This window comes from Asticcacaulis solisilvae (genome assembly GCF_052327315.1).
Classification (GTDB): domain Bacteria; phylum Pseudomonadota; class Alphaproteobacteria; order Caulobacterales; family Caulobacteraceae; genus Asticcacaulis; species Asticcacaulis solisilvae_B.
In genome coordinates this window covers 2135704-2147563 of record NZ_CP166196.1, presented here as the reverse complement: position 1 = coordinate 2147563, position 11860 = coordinate 2135704, and the positions used below count along the sequence as shown (strand labels likewise).

General features: G+C 67.1%; 9 protein-coding genes. 7 read left to right on the top strand and 2 right to left on the bottom strand.

What is annotated here, in order from left to right:
• Window positions 1–84: 84 nt before the first annotated feature.
• The 7 genes from AB8717_RS10085 to AB8717_RS10055 all read left to right on the top strand — a co-directional run bounded on the left by AB8717_RS10085 (window position 85) and on the right by AB8717_RS10055 (window position 7080).
• Window positions 85–1017, top strand: coding sequence for a hypothetical protein (locus AB8717_RS10085; RefSeq protein WP_443747204.1), 933 nt, complete (start codon window positions 85–87; stop codon window positions 1015–1017).
• 2 nt (window positions 1018–1019) lie between these two features.
• Window positions 1020–2144 carry a cysteine desulfurase family protein gene (locus AB8717_RS10080; protein WP_443750874.1) on the top strand — a complete coding sequence of 375 codons (1125 nt, stop codon included), beginning with the start codon at window positions 1020–1022 and terminating at the stop codon, window positions 2142–2144.
• Window positions 2145–2303: 159 nt separating this feature from the next.
• Complete coding sequence (locus tag AB8717_RS10075) at window positions 2304–2708, top strand: hypothetical protein (protein WP_443747203.1); 405 nt, start codon at window positions 2304–2306, stop codon at window positions 2706–2708.
• A gap of 92 nt (window positions 2709–2800) precedes the next feature.
• Window positions 2801–4471, top strand: a complete 1671-nt coding sequence (locus AB8717_RS10070; RefSeq protein ID WP_443747202.1) for a S41 family peptidase — start codon at window positions 2801–2803, stop codon at window positions 4469–4471.
• Window positions 4468–4794, top strand: a complete 327-nt coding sequence (locus AB8717_RS10065) for a hypothetical protein (protein ID WP_443747201.1) — start codon at window positions 4468–4470, stop codon at window positions 4792–4794. The genes AB8717_RS10070 and AB8717_RS10065 overlap by 4 nt, the downstream gene beginning before the upstream one ends.
• A 103-nt stretch (window positions 4795–4897) precedes the next feature.
• Entirely contained in the window at window positions 4898–6283 is a 1386-nt protein-coding gene (locus tag AB8717_RS10060) for a sensor histidine kinase (protein ID WP_443747200.1), read from the top strand.
• 5 nt (window positions 6284–6288) lie between these two features.
• Window positions 6289–7080, top strand: a complete 792-nt coding sequence (locus tag AB8717_RS10055) for a hypothetical protein (protein ID WP_443747199.1) — start codon at window positions 6289–6291, stop codon at window positions 7078–7080.
• A gap of 133 nt (window positions 7081–7213) precedes the next feature.
• Here the strand turns inward: AB8717_RS10055 and AB8717_RS10050 are convergent, their stop codons facing one another.
• Window positions 7214–7366: a hypothetical protein gene (locus AB8717_RS10050; RefSeq protein ID WP_443747198.1), complete on the bottom strand. Its 153-nt coding sequence runs from the start codon at window positions 7364–7366 to the stop codon at window positions 7214–7216.
• A gap of 29 nt (window positions 7367–7395) precedes the next feature.
• Window positions 7396–11859, bottom strand: a complete 4464-nt coding sequence (locus tag AB8717_RS10045; protein WP_443747197.1) for an ATP-binding protein — start codon at window positions 11857–11859, stop codon at window positions 7396–7398.
• Window position 11860: the final 1 nt, after the last annotated feature.

Here is an 11860-nt window from a genome sequence, read left to right as displayed (position 1 = left end):
CTTCGAACACCCGTATGTTAGCGTCGTTGCATCTGGCCGGATTTGCATATCCGGCCCTTTGTATTTTCTGGGGGACAGCTCACGGTGAGCCAGATATCTCCGCAACATGGTACCGCTCCGGCGCCCACGGTGAAATCGCTGGTCGAGGGCGGGCACTTCACCCTGTCGCCCGGCGTCGTCGCCCGCAGCGGCGCCACGTCCGACGCCATTCGGGCGCTCCGTCCGTCCGACACCGAAATCTCGACCCTGGCCGCCGCCGCCCGCACCGTCGCCGATCTCGGCAAAAGCGGCCGTGAGGCGACCCTGCGCATTCCGGTCGGCGACCTGCGCCTGCAGCCCAATGACCGCGACTACGGTCCCGACACGGTCCCCGACACCTACCGTCAAAGCCTCGACACCTTCGGCATCCGCAATGTCGAAGTCGTCGGCCAGTCGCGCTACCGTACCGCCGGGACCAAGCGCATCGCCAAGGCCCTCAAGCGCATGCTCGCCCAGGCGCCGGACGAGGCCGAACTCTACGGCCAGGCGGGCCTGTGCCTGCTGCGCGACACCGGAGGCGAAGGCCATGGCCTGTTCATCGCGGCCGATCCCCTGCTCGGCCATCTCGGCCGTTATGGCGCGGCAATCCGCGTTACGCATGAAAACGGCCAGCCGACCTGCGCGACGACCCTTGCCGGCAGCATGGCCGACGCGGCGGTCCGCGGCTTCGGCCATTACGACTTCTTCTACGACATCGCCGACGACGCCCAGATCCACCGCAAGCTGTTCGAAGCCGTGGTGCTGGCCGCGCTGGCCGTGCCGGGCGTGCCGATGACTGTCGTCCTGCGCCTGTACAGCGACGGCCATCCGCTGCCCGAGGAGCGCTTCGACCTGGCGGCCATAGCGGCGCCCGGGCGGCTCAGCAGCGCGGCCGACCTCTACCGCGAGACCCGGCGGCGGATGGCGGCCTTCGATCCGGACTGGCTCACCGGCGAGTCGCTCATCCTGCCCCTGTCCGACGTGAAAAGCGGCCGTTGACGATGATCTACCTGGACAACAATGCGTCCACGCGGCTTTGCGACGAGGCCTTCGAGGCCATGCTCCCCTGGCTGCGCGACAACTGGGCCAATCCGTCGAGCATCCGCCACCAGCCCGGCCGCCAGGCCCGCCGCGCCGTCGAAGGCGCGCGCGAAAGCCTGGCCGAGACCCTCCATTGCCGGCCGGACGAGATCGTCTTCACCAGCGGCGCCACCGAGGCCAACGCCCTGGTCATGCGCGGCGCGCGCCTGAACGGGCAGCCGCCCCGCCGCATCCTGATCGCGCGGACAGAACACGTCTCGGTCATCGCCGCCGCCGTGCAGGCCGCCGGCCAGGGCGCCATCGCCTTTGCGGCGCCCCGGGAAAACGGCGCCGTCACCGCCGACAATTTCGAGGCGCTCGATCCCGGGCCGGACGACCTGATCTCGGTGGCGCTGATGGGCGGGGAAACCGGGATCGTCAACGATGTCGAAGCCGTCATCGCCATGGCGCGGAACCGGGGCGCCGCCGTCCATGTCGATGCGTCCCAGGCCCCGGGACGGACCGCCCCCGACCTGATCCGGTTCAGGGCCGACTACGCGACCTATTCGTCGCACAAGATCCACGGTCCCAAGGGCACCGGCCTTCTGATGGTGCGCGACGGCGCCGGACTGGAACCGCTGTGGACCGGCGGCACCCAGGAAGGCCGGCGCCGGGGCGGTACCGAGAACGTGCCGGCGATCGTCGGCTTTGCCGCCGCGGCCATGGCGCTGACCCGCCCCGGCCACGATTTCATCGCTCCGATGCGCGCGCTGCGCGACCGCTTCGAAGCCCGGCTCAAGGCCGAAACCGGCTGCGTCGTCATCGGCGAGCAGGCGCCGCGCGCCGCCAACACAGCCATGCTGGCCTGGCCCGGCCTGGCCAATACCGAACTGCTGGCCATGCTGGACCGCCACGGCATCTGCGCCTCGGCCGGCAGCGCCTGCTCGTCGGCCACCGAAGGCTTCGCCCGCGCCCTGCGCGCCCTCAGCCTCCCGCCCGAAACGGTCTCGGGATCGGTTCGCTTCAGCCTGAGCCGGGACACGACGGCCGACGAAATCGAAACGGCGGCGGATATCGTCCGCACCGTGGTCGCCGACCTGACCTGACGCCGTCCGACCAGGCATTGTCACCGCGTCGCAATATTTGTAAAATGCCGTTATTACAAATAGTTGTCACAATAACAGGGTAAACGCTTCCCCGCTTTAACTCTGAGTAAATCCTTTCGGCGCTAAGTGCCCATAGGTTAAAGAAACGGGATCGTCGACGTGACCACAACGCTTTCCTCGCCCGAAATCGTCCGGCCGGCCTTCGTCCGTGATTTCGACGCCTTTCGCACCGGCCTCGAGGCCCTGCCCAACATCGTCCATGCGCTCGGCACCGGTCTGATCCTGCCCATTACCGACAACGAGATCCGCCAGACCTTCCTGGCCTGCATCGATACGATAAGCGAATCCCCCGGCCAGTACGAAGCCGCCTGGCTCTGCGGCCATCCCGGCAGCGACGCCGTCCGCGTCGATCCGGCCCTCTTCCAGGAGGTCTTCGGCATCGACCTGGTCAAGGCGCTGTGGGCCGGCCAGTTCCCGCGCAAGCTCGAACTGGGCGAGGTCCTCGACGTGTCGCGCCTCAGCGACGACGAGCTGGCGAAGCTCTTCAATCGCAGGGCCCAGTAACCCCTCTTCCCCGCGTCGAATTCACGTTTGCGACAGCCTCTTTGCGGAAGCGCGTTAAAGGTGTACGGCTATAGGCCTGACGAGGGGAAAACATGTTCAGAATCCAGCATCTCTGTATCGCCATCACGGCCATGGCCTGCCTGTCCGCCTGCGGCGGCGGAGGCGGCGGCGGAAGTTCTTTCAGCAGCCCGTCGGGCGGCTCGTCATCCAGCAGCAGTTCGAGCAGCAGCAGTTCCAGCAGCAGCAGCACCGCGGCCAATGCCTGGGTCTCGGGCGTGTTCGCCGCCGCCAGCACCTTCAAGGACAAGTGCGCCACCGTCCGCACCGGCACCGACATCCAGGGCAACACCTATCCCGACCGGGCCGGCACGTCGCAGGACGAAAAGATGTGGCTGCGCTCGTGGACCCACGAAACCTACCTGTGGAACACCGAGGTCGCCGATGCCGATCCCGCCGGCTACTCCACGCCGGTCAGTTATTTCAACGTGCTCAAGACCACGGCCGTCACCGCGTCGGGCATCGCCAAGGACCAGTTCCACTTCAGCGAGTCGACCGCCGACTACCTGTCGCGCCTGACATCGGCCGCGTCGGGCAGCTACGGCGCCGAATTCATCGTCATCCAGGCCACGCCGCCGCGCGACGTCCGCGTCATGTATACCGAACCCGGCTCGCCCGCGGCAGCCCTGCAGAACGGCGTCCCCGCGCTCGTCCGCGGCACCAAGATCCTGACGGTCAACGGCGTCGACGCCGTCAACGGCGCCAACACCCAGGCGCAGGTCGACGCGCTCAACGCCGCCGTCTTCCCGTCATCGGCGGGCGTCACCGTCAACCTCGTCGTCCAGGACCCGGGCGCCTCGACCACGCGCTCGATCAGCCTGACCTCGCAGAACATCTCGCCCAAGCCGGTCAACCGCACGCGCGTCCTCAACGACAGCAACGGCAACAAGGTCGGCTATATCCTGTTCAACACCTTCAGCCCCTATTCGAGCGAAAGCGATATCGTCAACGCCATGACCTCGATGCAGACCCAGGGCGTGAAGGACCTCGTGCTCGACCTGCGCTACAACGGCGGCGGCCTGCTGGCCGTGGCCTCGGAACTCAGCTACATGGTCTCGGGCAGCGCCAGCACGGGCAAGACGTTCGACAAGCTGCGCTTCAACGCCGCCGCCGGCAACAACGATCCCGTCACCGGCGCGGTCAACAATCCGATCCCCTTCTACAACACCGCGCTGGGTTTCTCGGTGACCAGCGGCACCGCCCTGCCCGCGCTCAACCTCAACCGCGTCTTCGTGCTGACGACGGACGAGACCTGCTCGGCTTCGGAAAGCGTGATCAACGGCCTGCGCGGCATCGGCGTCAACGTCATCCAGGTCGGCGGCAAGACCTGCGGTAAGCCCTACGGCTTCTACCCGCAGGACAATTGCGGCACGACCTACTACTCGATCCAGTTCCAGGGCACCAACGACGCCGGCTTCGGCGACTATGCCGACGGCTTCACGCCAACCAATTCCAGCGACACCACGGGCGTGAAGATCGCTGGCTGCGCGGTCAATGATGACTTCAGCCACGACCTGGGCGACGGCAACGAAGCCCTGCTGAAGAGCGCCCTGTCCTACGCCACGGCGGGCACATGTCCGGCCGTTTCGGCGGTATCGGCCCGCATCAGCGCGGCGCGGTCCACGACGCCCACCGGCCCGGCCCTGATCAAGCCCCAGCGCTCGATCATGGACAGCAATATGGACGTAAGGCAGCGCGGGCGATGAAACGCGCCCTCCTCCTCGCGGCGCTCGGCCTGTCGGCGTGCCAGACCATGGCGGCCGACGGGCGGGCCGCCATCGACATGAGCGACGCCCGCACCCGCGCCCAGGTCTCCGAAGCCCTGGCCCAGGCCACAGGCCGCGCCCATGTCGAGCTTGGACCCAGCGACGGCACGGTGGTCACGGTCCTGCCCCAGCCGCCCGGACCCTATGAGGGCAATTCGCCCGCCATGCCGATCCGCTTCGATATCCAGCGGCGCGGCGGCGAATGCGTCGCCGTCCGCCACGATACCGGCAAGGCCTATGCCCTGCCGGGCGTGAGCTGCTGAGCCGAAGGTACGCCACGGGCTTCGTCCGCGATTTGCGCTTGCCCCGCGCTTCCCGCACAGGCATCATGCGCTCGCTTTTTCCGGGAATCTGGCACTCACATTCATGTCCCTGCGCGCGCGCATCCTGACCCTTGTCGGGGGTTTCGTAGCCATGACGCTGGTCGTCATGCTGTTCGGCCTGTCCACCATCTCCGACTACAACGGCATGATGGCGGAATACGACCGCGCGGCCGAAAACGCCTATCGCGGCGAACGCCTCAACTACCTGATCAGCAGCGCGGTCATGGAGTCGCGCGGCATCTACGCCTCGCGCAATCCGACCGAAACCGACACCTATGCCGGCCGTCTCGACCGCGACCTCGACCGCATCGAAGCCGAAATCCCGCAGTGGCACGGCGAGAGCATGGCCGACCTGACCGCCCTCGAAGCCAAGACCCGGGATTTCGTCGCCGTCCGCCGCGACCTGTCCAAAGTGGCCCGCGCCGGATCGATCAAGGACGCCATCGCCATCGGCGACCGCACGCGCCAGTCGCGCATGACCTTCCAGGCCGATATCGAGCGCGTCGTCGCCGACACCCGCACCGAGATGCTCAAGACCCGGGCCCATGCCGACACCTACCGGCGCGAACGCGGCATCAGCTTCGCCGTCGTGACCCTGGTCTGGATCGCCGTGACGGCGGGCCTGGCGCTATGGCTGGTCTCGCACTTCATCACGCGCGAAATCGACACGGCGCGCCGCGAAGCCGAGGCCCGCGAAAAGCTGCTCAAGGAACTGACGCAATCCAACACCGAACTGGAACGCTTCGCCTATGTCGCTTCGCACGACATGCAGGAGCCGGTGCGCATGGTCAACATCTACAGCCAGATGGTGCTCGAAGACTATCAGGACGCGGTCGACGAACGCGGCCGCAAATACCTGCGCACCATATCGGCGGCGGCGACGCGGATGCAGGCCATGATCCTCGACCTGCTGGCCTATTCGCGCATGCGCAACGACCATGAGGAATTCAGCGCCGTCGACCTGGGCGACGCCGTGCGCCAGGCGCGCGGCAACCTGGCCCGCCTGCTCGACGAGACCGGCGCGCGCATCGAAGCCGGCATGCTGCCCCTGGCCGGCGGCAATCCGGTACAGATCCAGCGCCTGCTGGAAAACCTGATCGGCAACGGCATCAAGTACCAGCCGCCCGGCCAGACGGCGGTCATCCACGTCTCGGCCGTCGAGGCCGGCGACCGCTGGGACATCACGGTCGAGGACAACGGCATCGGCATCGATCCCGAATTCACCGAGAAGGTTTTCGAGCCCTTCCGCCGCCTGCATTCGTGGGAGGAATATCCCGGCACGGGCCTGGGCCTCAGCATCTGCCGCAAGATCGCCGAACGCCACGGCGGCCGCATCTGGGTCGAGCCCAAACCCGGCCCCGGCACGCGCGTCCACTTCACCCTGCCGCACCCGCCGCTGCTGGCCACGCCGAAGACCGAAGCGGCGTGACGCACATGCCAAAGGGGGGACAGGCAAAACGCCTTTTGTACGGGGTGCTGGCCGCCGCTTCGGCGGCCTTGCTGTCGTCCTGCATATCGGATGAGAGCACCTACCGTGTCGTGACGGTGGACGATAAGGCGCTGGCCGCCGCGGAAACACAGTGCGAAATCGACGGCCATCCGCAATGGCTCAAACCGGGCCTGCGCATTTCCGGCCTGCTCGACCTCCGCACCGTCGCAGACCCCGCCACGACCGGCGGAAGGCTTGTCCCCGCCGGCCACACCGACGGCTATGCGGCGTCCGGCGACGCGTCCCTGTGGTTTGCCCGGCCGGGCGTCACGACGGTCGACATGGTGGTGGACATGCTCGAGCCGGGCGTTCCGGACGATCCGGACCGCACATTCTGGCCGGTCACCGGCGCGCCCCTGGGCGTCTACCGCTATACCGTCCTGCCAGCCGATGTGCCGGATTGCGCCCAATACAAGCGCTACTGGAAACGCATGTTCCGCGCCGCCAATCATCTGGACCCGGCATTTACGCCAAAGACCTGCACGGCCTACCGCTATGCCGGCCCGTTCGACCTCGCCGCGATTCCGGCCGGCCAGTTCATCGCCTATCACTACACGCGGTCGCTCGGCGAAGGGGTCGGCGAACGTGTCGAGGAAATCCGCCGGGGCCCCGAGGAAGTGGTGGCCCGCGCCGTCCTCTATTCGGTCGCCGATCGCGGTCTGCACGACCAGCCGAAATGCTTCCAGGGAAACGGCCATATCGAGTCCCTTTTTACAGCCATCGGCCCTTCGTCATGACGCCCCGCCCTTTTGGATTGTTCCGTGGGGCGATGTTAGCGTCATCAATCCGGCCTGGGCCCCCATCATCCATCGTCTGCCGGAGCCGGACACCGTCAATACCGGCAGGATCGACAAACAGGCGCTGATCGCGTCAATTCCGTTCGCCTGCAACAAGCCGGTAACGCTCGCCGCCGACTATATCATCGCGGAAAACGTCCTTGCGGCGGACGATGACAACGTCCTGCGCCTCGACCTGGGTGACGGCATCCTTAAACTGCGCATCGATCCCGCCGATCCGGATCACATCTACGCCGATTTCGACAAGGCCGCCGTTCAGCCCTGATCCAGAATGTCCCGAATCCGCGTCGCCAGCTGTTCGAAGGTGAACGGCTTGGTGATCAACTGCACCCCCGGGTCCAGCCGACCATGGTGCACGATGGCGTTGCGCGAATAGCCGGTGGTGAACAGAACCTTCAGTCCCGGCCGGACCTCGGCCGCCATGTCGGCCAGCACCCGCCCGCTCTTGCCCGGCAGCACGACGTCGGTGAACAGAAGGTCGATCCGCGCCGCGCTCCGGACGATGGCCAGCGCCGCGTCGGCGTCCGCCGCCTCCAGCACCTCATAGCCCAGCTCGTTCAGGATCATGGCGCTATAGGCGCGCACCTCCTCATTATCCTCGACCAGCAGCACGACCTCGCCCGCGCTGCCCGCCGGCACGGCGTGGGTTTCCTCGGCCACGTCCTCAGTGCCGCCGCGATAGCGCGGGAAGTACATCTTGACCGTCGTGCCTTGCCCGGACTCGCTGTAGATGGTGACGTGGCCGCCGGACTGCTTGACGAAGCCGTAGACCTGGGAAAGCCCCAGCCCCGTGCCGCGCCCGACCTCCTTGGTGGTGAAGAAGGGCTCGAAGACGCGCTTCACCGTATCCTTGTCCATGCCGTGGCCGGTATCGCTGACGGCGATGACCACGTACTGTCCGGGAATGACCTCGCTGTCGACGGCGGCATAGGCTTCGTCCAAAGCCGTATTGGCGGTCTCGATGGTCAGCTTGCCGCCGTCCGGCATGGCGTCGCGCGCATTGACCGCCAGGTTTATGACCGCGCTTTCCAGCTGGTTCTGGTCGGCCTCGACCGTCCACAGGCGCGGCGCGAGTATCCCCTCCAGCTCGATCGTTTCGCCCAGCGTCCGGTGCAACAGCTCGGTCATGTCGCGGACCAGCAGGTTCAGGTCCAGAGGCTTCGGCGCCAGCGGCTGCCGCCGCGAAAAGGCCAGCAGCCGCCCGGTCAGGCTGGCGGCGCGCTGCGCCCCTTGCAGGGCCATGTCGGTCGCCCGCGAAATGCGCGCCGTATCCTCGGGCCGGGCGCGCTTGATGGTGTCGAGCCCGCCGATGATTACGGTGAGCAGATTGTTGAAATCGTGCGCCACGCCGCCGGTCAGCTGCCCGACCGCTTCCATCTTCTGCGCCTGGCGCAAGGCCTCCTCGACCTGGGTACGCTCCTCGACCTCGACGGCCACGCGTTCCTCGAGGCCGGCGTTCAACGCTTGCAATTCGTCCTCCGCCTTGCGGCGCTGGGCAATCTCGCGCTGCGCCGCCTGGAACAGCTGGGCATTATCGATGGCGACGGCCGCCTGGTTGGCCAGGGTCTCGACCTGCGCCTCGACACTGTCACCGAACACAGCGGGCTTCGAATGCCCGAAGAACAGCCCGCCCAGCACCGTCCCCGACCGCGCCTTGACCGGCACCGCCAGATAGGAACAGACCGGAAGATGTCCTTCCGGCATGCCCTTGCGCGGCGCATTGTGTCCGTAGCGTGGGTCCTTGGTGATGTCGTCCGACCGCACGATGCCGTCGCCATTGAAGGTCGGCGCGAATACCTGCGTATTGCGCGGCATCGGGAACTTTTCGAACGCCGAGCGCGGCGCGCCGGACAGGGTATAGAGGGTGTACCATTCCCCCTGGTCGTCCATGACGTTGTAGAAGAAGGCCCCGAACTCAGCGCCCGACAGGGCCACACCTGCGTCGGTAATGGCCTGGACCACGGTCTCGACATCCAGGTTGCCGTTGATGGCGCCGGACGCGTCATTGAGGATGCCCAGCGCACGCGACCGCTCTTCCAGCTCGGCCTGCTGCTTGCGCAGGGTCGCCTCCGCGGCCTTTTCCTCGGTCAGGTCGATAATGACGCCCGACATGCGCCTGGCCTGATCGATCTGGCCGCGCGCCAGCACCGTGTGGACCTCTCCAACGCCGTGCGTGCGGTATTCCGCTTCAAAGGGCGCGCCCGTCGCTACCGATGCGTCCAGCGCGGCCCGTACCCGTGCGTGGTCCTCCGGCTCGATACCCTCGAAGAAGGCCGTCAACGGCAGGCCGCGCTCGGCGTCCCTTGCATCGACACCATAAAGCGCGACCAGCGGTCCCTGCACGACAGCGCGATCCGTGCCGGCATCCCACTGGAAGACCGACACGCGCCCGGTCGACAGCGCCATCGACAGCCGTTCCTGCGACATGACAGCCCGGCGCTCGCTGGCGATGATGCGGCGTTCGGCGTCGCGGCGCACCGCCGCCATCTGGATGTTGGCGTTGACGCGGGCCAGCAGCTCCCGCGCCGCGAACGGTTTGGTCAGATAATCGTCGGCCCCGGCGTCCAGCCCCTCGACCTTGGCCTCCTCACCGGCCCGCGCCGACAGCAGAATGACCGGCACGTCGGCCAGTTGCGGGTCGCCGCGGATCGCCGCCAGCACCCCGAAACCGTCCAGCCTGGGCATCATCACATCCGACAGGATCAGGTCCGGCCGCACCTTGCGCGCCGCCGTCACGGCGTCCTCGCCATTGTCGAAGGCCATTACGCGATAGCTGCGCGCCTCCAGCAGCCGGCCGACATAGTCGCGCATGTCAGCATTGTCGTCGGCCAGGATCACCGTCCGCCCCTCGCCCAGGCCGGCGTCGACGCTCGACAGCGTATCGCCGCCCAGCCCGGCCTCGGCATGGCCGCGCTCACCAGGCGTCTCGCGGATCCAGCGCATCGCCTCTTCGATATAGGGATTGGCGCGCGTCACCGCCTGCGCCTTTGCGTCCTCGCGCACGCGGTCCTGCGGCAGGTGCGCCCGGCCCAGCGGCAGACGGACCGAGAAGGTCGTGCCTTTGCCCGCCTGGCTTGCGACCGAAATCTCGCCGCCGTGCAGCCGCACCAGCTCCTGCACGAGCGCCAGGCCGATGCCCGTGCCCTCGAAACTGCGTCCCTGCGCGCCCTCGACACGGTGGAAACGGTCGAACAGGCGCGGCAGCTCGGCCTCCGCCACGCCGATGCCGCTGTCGGCCACCTCGACCACGGCCTGGCCGTCGTCGCTGCGCACGCGCACGGCGATTTCGCCGTCGAAAGTGAACTTGAAGGCGTTCGACAGCAGGTTCAGCAGGATCTTTTCCCACATTTCCCGGTCGACCCATACCGGCCCGGCCAGGGGCCCGGTCTCGATGACCAGCTTCAGCTCGGCCTTTTCGATGGCCGAGCGGAAGGTCGAAGCGATGTCGCGCGTAAAGGCCGCAAGGTCCGTCGGTTCATAGGCCGCCTGCATGCGCCCGGCCTCGATGCGTGAGAAATCGAGCAGGCTGTTGACCAGGCGCAGCAACCGCATGCCGTTGCGGTGGGCCAGCCCGACCTGGGTTTCGGTCTCCGCGCCGGCGGGATTGGCCAGCACCTCTTCCAGCGGCCCCAGCATCAGGGTAAGCGGCGTGCGGAATTCATGGCTGACATTGGAAAAGAAGGTGGTCTTGGCGCGGTCGATCTCGGCCAGGGCCTGGGCGCGCTTGCGCTCCTCCTCATAGGCTCGCACGCCCGACAGGGCAGACGCGACCTGGCTGGCCAGAAGCGTGATGAAACCCTCCAGGTTCTCGTCGTCGCGCCGGTAGGGATTTAGCCCGACGACGAACCAGCCCGCCGTCTTGTCCTGCCCCTGAGATATGGGCACGATGACGGCGCGCGATGGCGGCTTGTCCCAGTCGCCCGACGGCACGGCGCCAAACCGCGCCTCCACGTCCTCGACAACGAACGGCTGCCCGCCCGCGACAGCATCGAACGGCCAGCGTCCGTCGCCAGGCCTGACCGTTTCCGGCGCGGCCTCGTGATCCGCCGCGATGCCGGTGCGGGCCACCCGGCGGGCCGCGCCGTCGTCATCGGCCAGGTAGGTCAGGGTAAACGGCAGGTCCTTGAGATTGTGCCCCAGCGTCTCGTCGACCGCCCGGAACAGGGCCTCCTCGGACGATGCCGCCGCGGCCGTCGTGGCGGATTCGCGCAAGGTTCCCAGCCGGCGCTCGTTAAGCACCCGGTCGGTCTCCTCGACCACGACGCACAGCATGCCCGCGACCCGGCCGGCATCGTCGAACAGGGGGCTGTACGAAAAGGTATGATAGGTTTCTTCCGGAAAGCCGCTACGTTCGAGAAACAAGAGCAGGCCGTTGTTGAACACGGCCTCGCCGGTCGTCATGACCTGGCCGGCCATAGGCCCGATACTGCCCCAGATTTCCTTCCACACCTCGTGCGCCGGCTGGGTCAGCGCCCACGGATGCTTGACGCCCAGGGTCGGCGCATAGGCATCGTTATAGAAGAAGGTCAGGTCCGGCCCCCACCCCATCCACATGGCGTAGCGTGAGGTCAGAAGCGTCCGGACCGTCGAGCGCAGGCTCATCGACCAGCCGTCCGGATCGCCCAGCGGCGTCCGCGTCCAGTCGACCTTGCGCATTTCGGCGGCCATTTCGCCATTGCCGACAAACAGGGGATGGGCGGAAGGATCCTGCGACGTCATT